16 protein-coding genes and 1 pseudogene are annotated in these 14,299 nt (G+C 53.2%); 6 read left to right on the top strand and 11 right to left on the bottom strand.

Features of this window, described 5'->3' with window-relative positions; translation table 11 throughout:
- Positions 1 to 19 precede the first annotated feature (19 nt).
- Positions 20 to 433: a DUF6799 domain-containing protein gene (locus G7064_RS12540; RefSeq protein WP_166073844.1), complete on the bottom strand. Its 414-nt coding sequence runs from the start codon at positions 431 to 433 to the stop codon at positions 20 to 22.
- 167 nt (positions 434 to 600) lie between these two features.
- Here G7064_RS12540 and G7064_RS12535 point away from each other — a divergent pair, with 167 nt between their 5' ends.
- The 3 genes from G7064_RS12535 to G7064_RS12525 all read left to right on the top strand — a co-directional run bounded on the left by G7064_RS12535 (position 601) and on the right by G7064_RS12525 (position 2,372).
- Positions 601 to 939 (top strand): DUF3140 domain-containing protein, encoded by a 339-nt coding sequence (locus G7064_RS12535; RefSeq protein WP_133274452.1) that lies wholly within the window; start codon positions 601 to 603, stop codon positions 937 to 939.
- Between the two features lie 117 nt (positions 940 to 1,056).
- Positions 1,057 to 2,004, top strand: coding sequence for a DnaJ C-terminal domain-containing protein (locus G7064_RS12530; protein WP_166073843.1), 948 nt, complete (start codon positions 1,057 to 1,059; stop codon positions 2,002 to 2,004).
- Between the two features lie 44 nt (positions 2,005 to 2,048).
- Positions 2,049 to 2,372 carry a chaperone modulator CbpM gene (locus G7064_RS12525; protein ID WP_166073842.1) on the top strand — a complete coding sequence of 108 codons (324 nt, stop codon included), beginning with the start codon at positions 2,049 to 2,051 and terminating at the stop codon, positions 2,370 to 2,372.
- 12 nt (positions 2,373 to 2,384) lie between these two features.
- On the opposite strand, the gene G7064_RS12520 is transcribed toward G7064_RS12525, so the two are convergent.
- The 7 genes and pseudogenes from G7064_RS12520 to G7064_RS12490 all read right to left on the bottom strand — a co-directional run bounded on the left by G7064_RS12520 (position 2,385) and on the right by G7064_RS12490 (position 7,251).
- Positions 2,385 to 3,122: a ZIP family metal transporter gene (locus G7064_RS12520; RefSeq protein ID WP_166073841.1), complete on the bottom strand. Its 738-nt coding sequence runs from the start codon at positions 3,120 to 3,122 to the stop codon at positions 2,385 to 2,387.
- 81 nt (positions 3,123 to 3,203) lie between these two features.
- Positions 3,204 to 3,944 (bottom strand): SAM-dependent methyltransferase, encoded by a 741-nt coding sequence (locus G7064_RS12515; RefSeq protein ID WP_166073840.1) that lies wholly within the window; start codon positions 3,942 to 3,944, stop codon positions 3,204 to 3,206.
- 247 nt (positions 3,945 to 4,191) lie between these two features.
- Positions 4,192 to 4,566, bottom strand: coding sequence for a hypothetical protein (locus G7064_RS12510; protein ID WP_166073839.1), 375 nt, complete (start codon positions 4,564 to 4,566; stop codon positions 4,192 to 4,194).
- Positions 4,567 to 4,686: 120 nt separating this feature from the next.
- On the bottom strand, positions 4,687 to 5,310 hold the full coding sequence (locus G7064_RS12505; RefSeq protein ID WP_166073838.1) for a hypothetical protein: 624 nt from the start codon (positions 5,308 to 5,310) through the stop codon (positions 4,687 to 4,689).
- Positions 5,311 to 5,378: 68 nt separating this feature from the next.
- Positions 5,379 to 6,238: pseudogene (gene nadC / locus G7064_RS12500) on the bottom strand (carboxylating nicotinate-nucleotide diphosphorylase).
- A 170-nt stretch (positions 6,239 to 6,408) separates the two neighbouring features.
- The gene (locus tag G7064_RS12495) at positions 6,409 to 6,807 is read right to left on the bottom strand and encodes a DUF4783 domain-containing protein (protein ID WP_133274457.1); all 399 of its coding nucleotides are present in this window, start codon (positions 6,805 to 6,807) and stop codon (positions 6,409 to 6,411) included.
- A 45-nt stretch (positions 6,808 to 6,852) separates the two neighbouring features.
- Positions 6,853 to 7,251: a DUF4783 domain-containing protein gene (locus G7064_RS12490; protein ID WP_133274458.1), complete on the bottom strand. Its 399-nt coding sequence runs from the start codon at positions 7,249 to 7,251 to the stop codon at positions 6,853 to 6,855.
- Between the two features lie 155 nt (positions 7,252 to 7,406).
- Between G7064_RS12490 and gpmI the strand changes: the two genes are divergently transcribed.
- The 3 genes from gpmI (at position 7,407) to G7064_RS12475 (ending at position 10,839) form a co-directional block, all read left to right on the top strand.
- Entirely contained in the window at positions 7,407 to 8,957 is a 1,551-nt protein-coding gene (gpmI, locus tag G7064_RS12485) for a 2,3-bisphosphoglycerate-independent phosphoglycerate mutase (protein ID WP_166073837.1), read from the top strand.
- A 94-nt stretch (positions 8,958 to 9,051) separates the two neighbouring features.
- On the top strand, positions 9,052 to 9,537 hold the full coding sequence (locus G7064_RS12480; RefSeq protein WP_166073836.1) for a hypothetical protein: 486 nt from the start codon (positions 9,052 to 9,054) through the stop codon (positions 9,535 to 9,537).
- A 168-nt stretch (positions 9,538 to 9,705) separates the two neighbouring features.
- A complete protein-coding gene (locus G7064_RS12475; protein WP_166073834.1) occupies positions 9,706 to 10,839 on the top strand; it encodes a glycoside hydrolase family 43 protein in 1,134 nt (377 codons plus the stop codon).
- Between the two features lie 97 nt (positions 10,840 to 10,936).
- Here G7064_RS12475 and G7064_RS12470 read toward each other — a convergent pair whose 3' ends face one another.
- From G7064_RS12470 to prfA, 3 genes are all read right to left on the bottom strand, one after another.
- Positions 10,937 to 11,368: a secondary thiamine-phosphate synthase enzyme YjbQ gene (locus G7064_RS12470; protein ID WP_205711113.1), complete on the bottom strand. Its 432-nt coding sequence runs from the start codon at positions 11,366 to 11,368 to the stop codon at positions 10,937 to 10,939.
- Positions 11,369 to 11,376: 8 nt separating this feature from the next.
- Positions 11,377 to 12,894 carry a hypothetical protein gene (locus tag G7064_RS12465; RefSeq protein WP_166073833.1) on the bottom strand — a complete coding sequence of 506 codons (1,518 nt, stop codon included), beginning with the start codon at positions 12,892 to 12,894 and terminating at the stop codon, positions 11,377 to 11,379.
- Between the two features lie 89 nt (positions 12,895 to 12,983).
- A complete protein-coding gene (gene prfA, locus G7064_RS12460) occupies positions 12,984 to 14,054 on the bottom strand; it encodes a peptide chain release factor 1 (protein WP_166073832.1) in 1,071 nt (356 codons plus the stop codon).
- Positions 14,055 to 14,299: the final 245 nt, after the last annotated feature.

Genomic DNA, 14,299 nt, shown 5'->3' with positions numbered 1-14,299 from the left:
GTGGATTAGCAGACTAAGCCTAGCGTTTCTTTTTCTTGCCTTTATTCTTGAGGTCCTCCTTTTTAACGAGGAGAAGGCTGTCTTGCGCTGCTTTTTGAGCACTAGTAGTAATACGGCCACTCAACGAAACAATATCGCCCTCCGTCAGCTGAGTGCTGACGCCCGCGGGCGTCGTTATCGTGCCGGTCGGCGTTATTTTCGTACCGTTGATAAGGCTCATTTCCTGCGTCAGGGGCGTGGTGCGGCCCATTTGGGTCACCATTACTTTGCCTTCTTTCATCATCACGCCATCCTTCATAGTAGCCACGCCGGGCGTTACTGGCTTCGGACGAGGTGTTGCAGCCTTGCGGGGGGGCATTTTTGTTTGAGCCGAAGCGGCTACAGCACTGGTAGTTAAGGCGAAAGCCAGAAGCACGATACCACGTAATTTCATGAGGAAAGTGGGATGGAGAGTGGGAGATATAAGTAAAGCGAATTGAAGAGGCAACAGCTGGGCGTGCACACATACAAGCCAGCAACCCACCGTAAGCCAAGCGCGTTAGAAAAGAAAAATAGCCACATCAGTGGCACCTTCTTTCATCCTCTAAATCAGCAGTTCATATGGCGGCCGATAAAGCATCAAACAATATTTACGCCGATTTTAAGGCGCAAGTGAATATGACCGCAACCGAGCTAAAAAAATGGCTTGGCACGGAGGAATCCAAATCGGTGGGCCAGGACAGCGGCGACGGTACCAGCATTGGCCATAAGTCAGGCGAGCGTATTATTGAGATCCTGAACAAGAAAAAAGCGGACCTGACGGAAGCAGATGAGGCGCACATGCACAAGGTTCACTCGTACATTAGCCGACACCTAGCTCAAGGCCCCGAAAAAGACGTGGAGCATTCTCGCTGGCGCTATTCGCTCATGAACTGGGGCCACGATCCGCTGAAAAAGTAAGCGGCCTGCTGTCTGTTGAATTCTACATCAGGGTGCCGGCGTTCGTAAGTTGATATCTAAAAGCCGAAGTCGTTTATTCCGTTAAAATTCAGCATTCAACCTTCACTAACGCACCAAGTGGAATACAAGGATTATTATAAATCGCTGGGGCTGGATAAATCGGCTACTACCGACCAGATCAAGAAGGCATATCGCAAGCTGGCCCGTCAGTATCATCCCGACGTAAACCCGAACAATGCGGAGGCTGAGCGCAAGTTTAAAGAGATAAATGAGGCCAACGAAGTGCTCAGCGACGAGGAAAAACGGCGCAAGTACGACCAGCTAGGGGCCGATTGGCAACGCTATCAACAAACCGCCGGTGCGGGCCGCGCCGGCGGGGGCGGCTTCGACTGGTCGCAGTATGGGCAGCCCGGTGGCTTTGGCGGCTACGGCCAGGCCGGTGGCAGCGACCCATTCGGCAACACCGACTTCTCTGATTTCTTTAGCTCCATTTTCGGTGGTATGGGGGGCGAAGGTCGCGCTGGGGGGCATTCTGCACGAGCCAGCGCCGGGCAGGATTATCAGGCTGAGCTGGAATTGACTTTGGCTGAGGCCTACGAAGGCGGCCCACGCACGCTCACTGTCAATGGCAAAAAGCTGCGTATTAACATTCAGCCTGGCGTAGAAGATGGCCAGACCATCCGGCTGCGCGACCAGGGTGCGCCCGGTCGCAACGGTGGCCCGGCCGGTTCGCTCTACATTACGTTTCGCATTGCCCCCGACCCGCGCTACACCCGCAATGGCGCCGACCTAACGCTGGATGTGCCGGTGAGCATTTATACCGCGCTGCTCGGCGGTCAGCAGGTGGTCGATACGCTATCGGGGCCGGTTAAGATCAGTGTAAAACCTGAAACCCAGAACGGCACCCGCCTACGTTTGCGGGGCAAAGGCTTCCCCATTTATAAGCAGCCCGGCCAGTTCGGCGACTTGTATCTGCGCCTGGATCTGACCTTGCCTCAGCACCTCACGGAGAAAGAAAAGGAGCTGTTTCGACAGTTGGCCCAACTTCGGGGCGAAGCGTCATGATCTAATCTCCATTTGCCGTTGCCACACGCTATTTACGATCTGCTATGGAAACGTCGTCCATTATCACCATTACCTTCCACGACTGCGCCATCCGCTACGGCCTCAGCGAGCTTGACCTTCAAGAGTTTGTAGACTTAGGCCTCCTGCACCCCGCTGATACGCCCGACACGCTCCGCGCCGAGCCCGACGACCTAGCCCGATTGGCCCGCCTGCACCATGAACTAGGCCTGAGCGCGGAAGGAATCGACGTTGTAATGGCTATGCGGCGGCGCTTGCTGGAACTCCAAGCTGAATTAGCCCATCAGCGTGCCCGCGTTGCCCAGCTGGAGTATTTTCTGAACAAATCAGGCCCGCTGGTAGATCTGTAGCGGCGGCTACTGCTAAACATCAATGGCCAGCGCCAGCAGCGTACCAGCCAGCGTAGCGCCAAGCTTAGGCCAATTGAGACGATGCTCTGGGCTGGTTTCGAAAAGAATGGTAGTCGATACGTGAAGAAAATTGCCCGCGACCAAGCCTAGCAGTGCGGCATACAAGCCGCCAGTCATCAGATCCTCTAAGACTACATAATTGCTGACCACAATGCCTATGGGCGCAGCCAGCGCAAACAGCACCAGATACGGCAGAGCCCGCTTGAAACTGTGCAGGCGCAACAGCAGTGCTGCCATCAGGGCGAATGCGGCTGGGATGTGGTGCAAGGCTACGCCCCACAGAATCGCATAAAAGTTCTCGTTGGTGAGCGTGGCGTCGGGCTGCTTAATCAGAATACTACCTTCCAGAAAAGAATGGATTACCAGCGAGAACAGGAGCAGAAAGGGCACCTGCCCATCATGCGCCGTATTGTGATGAATGTGGCCGTGCTCAACACCTTGCGAGAAGACTTCCAGCAATAGCTGCCCAAAAAAGCCCCCCAGCACATAATAACCGATGCGGTGCATCTCATCGGTGGGCACCAGCAGCAAGGCTTCGGGCAGCAGGTGGGTGATGGTGAGGGTAAACAGGTAAGCTCCACTAAACGCTAGCAGCGGCTTCATCCACGTAGTGCGGGCCGTAGGCAGCAAACGCGTAAGCAGGCCCGCGCCCAACACGGTTAGAAATAGTAGCAGAACGGCAATCCACATGGGTACTGTATTGATTAGGTATGCACTAATAAAGGGAATAGTGAAGCAGGATATAGCTACCCTGTTGTTGGTCCATCACCCCTATTTTTTTACTATAAAGATCATTCGGGGGCTAAGGGCTTCGTTATACGGACCTAGCTGATAGTCGCCCAACACTTCAGCTAAGCGCAGCCCCGCCATCTGAAAATATTCTTCAAAGTTGTCTAAGCTCAGCGCTCGAACCCGCTCCTCGAATTGCTGCTCATACCCGAGCGCATCCTGAAAGCGAATCGTTTTGACGATAAATCCGTCATCGAGGCGGCGGGTGATGTGGAAGGTGATACCCCTAACGGTTTTCTCTTCTTCGAGTACTAACTCGCGCAACGTGCGCTCAGTATTCATAAAGTCAATCACCATTTTGCCCCCCGGCCGCAACGCCGCCGCTGCGGAGCGTAACGCCACGATGTTTTCCGTCTCGTGAGCAAAGTAGCCGAAGCTCGTAAACAAGTTGAAAATAAAATCGAATGGCCCGAAAGGCAGCGGATTGCGCATATCATGCACCTGGAAATGCAGGTGCTCGTGCGCAAATCCCTGCGCGTAAGTGATGCTCTCCGGCGACAGATCGACGCCTGTGACTTCGTAGCCTTTCTGGCTTAGGTAAACCGAGTGGCGGCCTTTGCCACACGCCAGATCGAGCAGCTTCGCATCCGGCTTGACCCGTAGATGATCCAGCAAAGCATCAATGTAAGCTTTCGCCTCTTCCTCGTTACGGTCGTGGTAGAGCAGATGGTAATAAGGGGAGTCAAACCAACTAACAAACCACTCAATAGTAGGGTGCAACATGAATGGATTGGAAGGAGATGCCTGCTGGCCAGACAAGCACTTTTAGAGAGTACTGATAAACGATATTTGCAACAATGTTACAAATAAAATAACTTTTTCTGGCGGATGAGCTGTCATTATAGCGGCTGTGAGCAAGAGATTTGCCCCCCAGAGGTTATTGAGAATAGCAGCTAAAGTAATAGCCGCCGTTGGCACGATGCCAACGGCGGCTATTATTAAGTCACTGAATGCAAGCTTCTTAAATAATTTAGCGCTGAATCTCGCTGCCGTTTGCCATAGTATCGGCTTGGCTAGGCTTAGCGTTGATCTTAGCGGCTTCTTCTTTTCTATTGGTGCGCATCGCTTCCTCGGCGTTAGCCGAGATGCTAGCTTCGGCCGAAGGCTTGGGCTTGCCGTCAACGCCTTCTACTGCCGAGCTAACTGGCTTTGGAATTGCGGCGCCTTTTGCTTGGTTGGTTTCGTAGGCTGTGCCTTGGTCAAAATTGTCAGACGAACGGGAGCCGGGCGCCACTTGATCAACCGACACTTGCTTATCGGGACGGAAGGAAGAAGGCTCGCTGCTACAAGCAGACATTGATAAGGCGAGGCTGGCCACGCCAGAGAGCAACAGGTTCTTATTCATAGAGTTAAACTGAGATGAGCTAGATGAAGGCTGAGCAATTACCTGGCTCGCTGCTTTTCCGAGCAGCGAGCCAGCAAACCATTCCGCTAAGTAAGGGTTACCGACCCTGGGGGGCAAATGTTACGCAGCCGGTGCATCAGCGGAGGCTGTTGGTGCGGCCGGCAGCAGGTTTTTGCGGCGCAGCATGGCATCAAACAGCTTTATATCATTGGGCGAATTAAAGATTCGTAAAGGCAACAGCAAGAATACGGGTACATCAAAGGTGCGCGCAATCCAGCGTCGCCATCCCGCTATCTCACCAGGCGCCTCGCCGGGGCGCAGCCACATTGTAAAGCCCTCAACATCGCGCTGAGCCCGCCCAATCATGTCCCAGCTTAAGTTCATGCCTTGCTTTTCATTCAGGCGGAGCAAAATCTGGCGCTGATCAATCTCGTAGTTAAACCGCTCAAATAACGGCTTGCTCTGCTCCATCTGCGTCACGCTCGTAATCTGAGCTGAGCGCAGGAGCACAAATAGCACGGTCAGCAGAACCGCTAAGCCTATCCACCACCACGAAGGCCAGATGAGAGCCGGCAACAGCCCGATGGCCAGCGGAATAAGCGCATACCACCACTCCTTTTTCCACACCTGCGTCATGGCCATGCGGGTATAGGTATTGGTGTTCAATTGGTATTTCTTGGTACGGATGGCCAGTGGCGCGGCTCCTTGCGCCTGACGGAAGCCCCGTTGATTTGGTTGCTGCATTAGAGTAATGGGAATTGCTGAATGGGTAAATGGCTAATCTGTGGGGTCTGTGCGGCTCCGATAACCACTTAGTACGCTTTAAGACTTAAGTCTAAGCTTTTGAGTGAGTGAGTAAGCGCCCCCACAGAAATAAAGTCGACACCCGTGGCGGCCACGGCGGCAATGGTATCTTCCGTAATGCCACCCGACGCCTCCGTAGGAAAACGCCCCCGATAAGTGCTACCGCCTCCCGCAACTGACTGGGGGGCATATTATCGAGCATAATACGGTCGATGCCGCCCGTATCAAGTGCCTCTTGTACTTCGGCCAGGGTACGGGTTTCTATTTCAATGGGTAGCTGGCGACCCGTGCGCTTCAGATATGCATGCGTGGCTTCAATAGCGGCCCGAATTCCACCAGCGTAATCTACGTGGTTGTCCTTGAGAATAATTTGATCAAACAGACCGTAGCGGTGGTTTACCCCGCCCCCAATAAGAACCGCCCATTTCTCACAAAGACGAAAGTTGGGAGTGGTTTTGCGTGTATCGAGCAGCTGGGCACTGGTACCGTGAATGAGGCTGGTCAGATGCGCCGTGTGCGTGGCAATGCCACTCATCCGCTGCATGCAGTTGAGCACCAGCCGCTCAGCCGTCAGGATACTCTGCGAGCGCCCCTCTACGCGAAAAGCAATATTTCCATCCTGAACGCGGGCTCCATCGCTCAGCAGTTCCTCTACTCGCAGATCAGGATCGACAGCACGAAAAATCTGATGCGCCAAGGCAACACCAGCCAGCACACCTTTATCTTTCACTAATAAATGTGCCCGATTCTGAGCATCCGCTGGAATAGAAGCGAGAGAAGAATGGTCGCCGTCGCCCACATCTTCGGCCAAGGCCGTGCGGATAAACGTGGATATGGCTTCAGGGGTGAGGTAGGGAGCGTTTTGCACAGTGCAAAAATAGAAAAACCACCTGACAAAGCCTCTGCTCCTCGGGCTCTTCGTACGGCACAGGCCATCAGCGCTTAAATATGCCTGAAAACAATAAACCCAGCATCTGGTCGATGCTGGGTTTGAAATGTATAGCTAATGTGATAGACCTAGGCCGGTCAGCCTGCGCTTTACTCTTTTGTAAAGTTAATAGAGTCGATGACCAAAGCGCCACCGATAGGCTTCATTTGCACAAACACTTGGTAAGAACCGGTTTTGCCAACGTATTTGCCGGCCGCATATTGAATACTCTCAGCACTGGTTTTTTGATGATCGTACTCAAAACTGGCCGGAGAGTTTTTGGCGAAGAAGTCCTTCATCACAAACTCGGCCTGGGTGGCACTGTAGCTTTGCTTATCACCATCGAAGGCGAGCTCTACCGTAGGGCCAAAGAATTGCGAAAGGTCACGGGCCGAGCCATTGCGAATTGCCCCCTTAACAGCCCCTAGCGACTCTCCTTGTGCTTGTACTCCAACAGCCAGCAAAGCAAACCATAGAATGGCGCAGAACTGGAGTAGTATTCGTTTCATATAAAAAATTCTTTGTCTGGGTATACTAAGCCGGTTACCCGGCCGTTATTCCTGAGTGAAGTCAATTGTGTCGATGGTGGGTGAGCCACCGCCGGGCTTCATCTTCACGAATACCCGGTAGGTACCCGCTTTGCCCGTGTATTTGCCGATAGCGTACTTGGTTCCCTCATTACTGCTTCCCTGATGTATAAAGTCAAAAGCGGCAGGAGGGTTTTTAGTAAAAAAGTTTTTGAGGGCTGATTCGGCTTCAGCAGCGCTGTAGCTTTTCTTGTCCCCATCGTAGCTCAACTCTACTTTAGCACCTAAGTAAGGAGCTAACTCTTGAGCTGACCCATTGCGAATGGCGCCCCGAACGGCTCCAAAGGCTTCGCTTTGTGCATAGCTCGCTATGGAGAGTAGTCCTAGCCAAACCAGCAGGCAAGCCCGAAAAACTTTGCGTTTCATACAGTGGAAAAGTACGAAAGTGTTAACTCCAAAACTATGCCAATAGGCGATAAATTGATTTATTCCCCACTAATTTGCACCAGTCCTAAGATAATTGAAAAGATCTGGGAAGAACACAATCTAGGGTTCGGGTCCCTACCCTTATCTTTGTGGGTATGAACAAACAGGTGCTGCTCGTTATTCTGGATGGCTGGGGTCTGGCTCAAAACAAAGCTGTTTCGGCCATTGATGCTGCTAATACTCCGTTCGTTGACTCCCTTTTTCAACGTTTTCCTCACAGTCGCCTACAGGCTTCAGGTGAAGCTGTAGGCTTGCCCGATGGCCAGATGGGCAACTCGGAAGTAGGGCACATGAATATAGGAGCTGGCCGTGTGGTTTACCAGGATTTAGTCCGAGTCAATAAAGCTATCCGGGAACGTAAGCTAGGAACTATCCCCGCGCTGGAAAAAGCATTTGAGTACGCGCGCACCAATGGTAAGAACCTGCATTTCATGGGGTTACTCTCTGATGGGGGCGTACATTCGCACATCGAGCACCTGAAAGCTCTTTGCACACTGGCGCACGACGCCGATGTGCACAAGGTGTTTATTCATGCTTTTACCGACGGGCGTGACACGGATCCGAAAGGCGGCGTAAATTACGTCAACGACTTAGAGAAGCACCTGGAGCGGAATAGCGCCAAGATTGCCACCATTGTGGGGCGCTACTATGCTATGGACCGCGACAACCGCTGGGAGCGGATCAAAGTAGCGTACGACTTGCTGGTAAATGGCAAAGGTACGCCGTCGCAAAATCTGATTCAGAGCATGCTTGACTCTTATAAGGAGGGCGTGACGGACGAATTCCTGCTTCCCATCGTGAAAGTGGGGGCTGATGGTCAGCCGATAGCTACTATTCAGGAAGGGGACGTAGTGATCTGCTTTAACTTCCGTACCGACCGGGGCCGGGAAATCACGCAGGCACTCACCCAGCAGGATTTCCATGCGTTCAACATGCATCGGCTCAATCTGCATTATCTCACCCTCACGAACTACGACGCCACCTTTGTAGGAGTGACGCCGATTTTTGAGAAGGATAATCTGGACGACACATTAGGCCAAGTATTGGCTGAAGCGGGCAAAACGCAGATTCGAATAGCCGAAACGGAGAAGTATCCGCACGTAACGTTTTTCTTTTCGGGTGGCCGCGAAACGGTATTTGCGGGTGAAACCCGCATTATGCGCCCTTCTCCCAAGGTTGCCACCTACGACCTGAAGCCGGAGATGAGTGCCTACGACCTGCGCGACGCGCTGGTGCCGGAGCTACTGGCTCGATCAGCCGACTTTGTGGTACTCAACTTCGCCAATCCCGATATGGTAGGTCACACGGGTGTCTTTGAGGCAGCAGTGAAAGCTGTAGAAACCGTAGATGCCTGCGCTAAAGACGTAGTAGAGGCTGCTTTAGCCAGTGACTATGCCTGTATCATTATTGCCGATCATGGCAACGCTGATATGATGATCAACCCTGACGGCACTCCGAATACGGCGCACACAACTAATTTGGTGCCCTGCATTTTGGCGGATACTACGTACCGTGGTACACTGGCCGACGGGAAACTCGGCGACATTGCGCCTACTGTATTAGCCCTAATGGGAATACCCCAACCGGCTGTTATGACGGGCCAGTCGCTATTGCAACCCGCTGCCATCAGTACTACGAATGCGTAAGGCGTCCTCCTGGCTGCTGGGATTACTTGCACTTGCTTCGGCTTGCGGAACTGAAGCGGCGGGCCCCACTCCGACGAGGGCGACACGTAAGCCTATGTATTTCGATATCAAGGCTTTTCTGGACGCCCAAACTCAGGAACTAACCCAGCGCAATCCGGCGGTGGAAAAGCGCGTGGAGCTACGTGGGGGGCAAATAGAGACGACGCGCGTGCCCGAAGTAGACTGGAGCAAGGAGCTACAAATCTTCTATCAAGCCGATATCAACAAGCCAGCGCTGCGCGGTGCTTATGCCGTCGATTCGGTGGCTGAGGGCGATACACTGCGGCGGACTTACTGCCGCAAAACAGGCATTGACAATGCTGTAGAGCGCATCACGGTTTTGTCGGTAGTCGCCACTCCGGCTGTAGCCCAGGAAATTACGGCCACACTTACGCAGGATAATCCGCTGTTTTTTTCGCAAAAGCGCGTGGTGATGCACACCACAGATGGGCGCTTGTCCGACTATCAGGTGAAAGGCGTGCAAAAGCTGGTGCTATTCGATACGTTGCGCTATTCGGCAGCTGGGCGCGTACTAAACTAGCTTAGGGGGCAAACTTTGCGCCTTGGTGTTCAACATCCTTGAGCGTAGCCGCTACATCTTAGAATTGATTTTCTTTGCCACAGAAGCCTGAACTGCTATACTGCTTCTGCATTTCTTCCGTACGCATCGCTACCACTTCTCTCCTCCTTTCTGGTCAAACCATCATCTATGAAAAAAGCCCCCCAGTTCCTGTTACCATCATGGCGCACGCTTGCTTTCCTACTTCCGCTGGCGGTGGGCAGCGCTTGCCAGAGCAAGACATCCACAAACGAATCAGCCACTACTCCGGCCGACTCCACAGCAACAGCTTCTACCGACTCTGCTGGCGCGAAAAAGTACCTGAACAAGCCGCTGATTTCGGAGATTTATACGGCTGACCCTTCCGCGCACGTGTTCAATGGCCGCATCTATATCTATCCGTCGCATGACATTGAAACGGGCATGCCGGAGAATGACAACGGCGACCATTTTGCCATGCGCGACTACCATATTCTGTCTATGGACAGCATTGGTGGCAAGGTTACGGACCACGGCGTAGCGCTGGATATCAAAGATATTCCTTGGGCCGGGCGGCAGCTCTGGGCGCCGGATGCAGCCTTCAAGAATGGCACGTATTACCTCTACTTCCCGGTAAAGGATAAGCAGGATATTTTCCGCATTGGTGTAGCCACCAGTAAGTCGCCAACAGGCCCGTTCAAGGCGCAGCCCAAGCCCATAGAAGGCAGCTTAAGCATTGACCCAGCCGTGTTTACGGATACGGACGGCAAGTCCTATATGTACGTGGGAGGCATTTGGGGCGGGCAGTTGCAACGCTGGCGCACCGGTAAATACGACGCCAGCAAGCCCAAAGAACAGGAGCCCGCCCCGAATGAGGAGGCCGTGGGTCCGCGGGTAGCGCGCCTGACCAACGACATGCTAAGCTTCGCGGAGCCCGTAAAGGAAGTAAAGATTGTAGGCAAAGATGGCAAGCCCTTTTTGTCGGGCGACAACAAGCACCGCTTCTTTGAAGGCGGCTGGATGCACAAGTACAACGGCAAGTACTATTTCTCCTACTCCACCGGCGACACCCACTTGCTCGCGTATGCCACTGGTGACTCTCCCTATGGCCCTTTCACCTACCAGGGCGTCATTATGAACCCTGTAGAAGGCTGGACAACCCACCACTCCATCGTGGAAGTTGACGGCAAGTGGTACATCTTCTACCATGACACCGAACTATCAGGCAAAACCTGGCTGCGCAACGTGAAAGTAACCGAGCTGAAGCGCAAGCCCGACGGCAGTATTGAGACGATTAATCCGTAAGCGGCTGCTTATTATTATACAAAAAAGCCCCCCACTGATAAAGTGGGGGCTTTTTTGTATAATCTGTCTTTTAGTAATTAAAACCTGTGTGGCCTACTTATTTGCTGGCCTTTCCCATCAGCGTAGCTACTACCCACCGTCGCCCGCCGTCGTTGCGGTGCTCACCCAAATAAATTCCCTGCCAAGTTCCCAATGCTAACCGACCATCGGTGATGGGCACACTCACGGTCGTGCCGAGAAGGGCTGCTTTCAAATGGGCCGGCATATCATCGGGGCCTTCTTGGGTATGGCGGAAGTAGGGAGCGTTTTCGGGCGCTATACGACTAAAAAACGACTCGAAGTCTTGTCGTACCGTGGGGTCCGCGTTTTCATTAATGCTCAGGCTGGCAGACGTATGCTGGATAAAAAAGTGCGCAGTTCCTACTTTAATTCCTTCCAGCTCCGGCAATTCTGCCGTGAGTAAGTCGGTGATAAGATGGAAGCCCCGCCGCACAGCGGGAAGGCGCAGACGTTTTTGAAACCAAATCATAAGACAAACTACGGATTCAAGCGCTCGTAGGCACCGATGTCGGGAGTGGCAGCCGCGCGGGGCTTATTGAGCAAGTCGCGAGGGAGCAGGGGAGACAGCAGAGGACGATTACTGGCCGGCGAAAGCGTATCAAGGCGATAGTCGAAACGGTTGCCCCGAGGCCGATCGGGCCAACTGTAGAAATTTGGGTCCTTATTGAGGATATTGTCGGTGCCAGTTCCGCCAAAGCCGGGCTGAGAAGCGGCGCCTGGTCCCTCGTAGACCCTGGTACGGAGCAGGCTATTGCGAACCGTAATCTGATTCGCGTAGCGGCTTACGTTTTCAAACCCCAGTTCATCTACGTTATCGCCCCAAACAATGGAATTCAAAATACTTACCGTAGGTAGCACCGACGGGCCGGGCTGGCCATTCGCCAGCGTAAGCACATCGGAAAAAACCAGCGAAGGATTTGGCCGCACAAAGCCGCGCGTATAGTTGGCGATAGTGCAGAAGTTGAGCGCGAAATTGCCCCCCTGCAAGCCCCGAACCGCAAACTCACCGCAGTTGGTGAGCAGACAATTGCGCAGGGTGAAGTCGCCGGAAAAGCTAAGAATGCCGGCGCCATCAAAGCTGGCGCTGCCACTAGCAAAGTTGAGGCTAGCCCCGGAGATATTCTTGATAATAGTATTCTCCACCAACACATTAGGCCGAGGCTGGCGGTTCTCAGGATTGAAAACCAGTAACCCAAATCCGGCATTCTTGATTTCGGCGTAGCGGACCACGTTCCCTTGGCTGGTAGCATCAAACTGAATGCCGCGCCACTGGCCGGGAATTTCGCGGTAAGCCGCTTCGAGCCTGTCGCCGGCGAAGCGTACGAAGCGGGGGTCGTCGGGCTTCAACTCCTCACTGGGGGCCAAATCCGGGTTTACCAGCAAACGCCCTTTGATTACAATCCCCGACCCAGCATGCACATACACCCGGGCGCCGGCCTCAATGGTGAGCGTGCACCCTGCATCAACCCGCACGAAATCATAGATGACGTGGGGCTTATCGTTCCGCCAGACGGTATTGCAAGCAAGTGTTTCGGCCGTATGGAAGTAGGCGTTCTGGCCGTAAGCTACCAGCGCTACCTGCTGCTCATTGCCATTAGTGCGAAACTGCACTTGATCTTCTACCAGAAACGGAGTGTTCTCCGTCCCCGGTCCTAGTTTCGCCTTCACCAGCAACAGCAAACTATCACGGCCCCGAATCTCTACATCCTGAGTCAAGGGACCGGAAGCGCCGCTAACAGTTAGGGTATAGGGTGAGTTGGCCGTTTTTAGGCCGATTTGCTCCACTCGCACGGCTCGGCGGTTGCGGTTATACACCCACAAACGCTTCGTGACGGTGCCCGTTTGCACGAATATGGTGTCGAAAACCAGCGTATCGGCCGAAAACTCTAGGCGAGCACTAGAGTCGCGCGTTACAATTTCCTCTTTGGGCTCACAGCCTGGCAGCAGGGCTGCGAAGCTGAACAGAATGAGTAGAATGGGAAAGAATAAGCGCACGAATCAACTAGATAAGTAGTAATCAAACTTAAAAAGCCCCCGATGAGTGTTCTCTCACAGAAAACACTCACCGGGGGCTTTTTATACGTTTACGATACGCCTTCTTTCAAACGCTCCGCGCTTTCGGCAATCCGCAGCTGCTCCACGAAATCGTCGATGTTGCCTTCCATCACGCTGGCCAAGTTATATACCGTGTAGCCAATGCGGTGGTCCGTAACCCGACCCTGTGGGTAGTTGTACGTGCGAATCTTGTCGGAACGGTCGCCCCCGCCAATCATACTTTTGCGCTGGGCGCCTTCAGCTTCGTTTTTCTTGGCTAACTCTATTTCGTAGATGCGTGAGCGCAACACTTGCAGGGCTTTATCGAAGTTTTTGAGCTGCGACTTCTGGTCTTGGCACTGAGCCACTAAGCCCGTGGGCAAGTGAGTTAGGCGCACGGCTGAGTAAGTCGTGTTTACCGACTGTCCACCAGGCCCCGACGACATAAACAGGTCCTTGCGCACATCATTCATGTCAATTTCCACGTCCAGTTCCTCGGCTTCCGGCATTACCACGATGGAAGCTACCGAGGTATGAATGCGGCCCTGTGTTTCGGTGGCGGGTACGCGCTGCACGCGGTGTACGCCGCTCTCAAACTTGAGCTTGCCGTACACATCCTCACCCTTCACCGACAAAATAATCTCTTTGTAGCCGCCGCTGGTGCCTTCGGTAGCGTCAATCAGATCCATGCGCAGGTTTTGCTTTTCAGCGTAGCGCATGTACATCCGCTGCAAGTCGCCGGCAAAAATGGCCGCCTCATCGCCGCCAGCACCCGCTCTGATTTCCATAATTACGTCCTTGGAATCGTTGGGGTCTTTGGGCAGCAGCAAATCTTTGATAACGGTTTCTAGGCGCTCCTGCTCAGGCAACAACTCGTCGAGTTCAGCCTTCGCCATCTCGCGGAAATCTTCGTCCTTTTCCGTGGATATAACTGCGCGAGCACCCTCAATATTAGAGAGCACCTCCTGGTATCTGCGATACTCAGCTACAATGCGGCCAAGGTCTTTGTATTCTTTATTGAGGGATTTGTAGCGCTTCATGTCGCTCATCGCCTCGGGCTGCATTAGCTGCTCATTCACGTCGTCGTAGCGTTGGCGAATGGCCTCCAGTTTTTCTAGCATCTTGCCTTCAGAGAATTATATTGGGACTGCAAAGGTACTGAAAACAAACAGGCCACGCGAACGACAAGTTGCATTGCACTAGGAAAGCTAGCGCAACAATAGCACGTTCAACTGGCTTTTTTAACAATAATATAAAGCTCATCGGATATTATCCTTTCCAGAAAATCCCTACTTTACCGTCGTAAGTCTGCACCGATGGCCGCACTTCCTAACTCAATTCGCAAATTTTCAGCTCTGGGGGGCTT

This window comes from Hymenobacter sp. HDW8 (assembly GCF_011305775.1).
Classification (GTDB): Bacteria; Bacteroidota; Bacteroidia; order Cytophagales; family Hymenobacteraceae; genus Hymenobacter; species Hymenobacter radiodurans.
The sequence above is the reverse complement of the archived record's forward strand: the minus strand, read 5'-3'. Positions and strand labels throughout refer to the sequence as shown.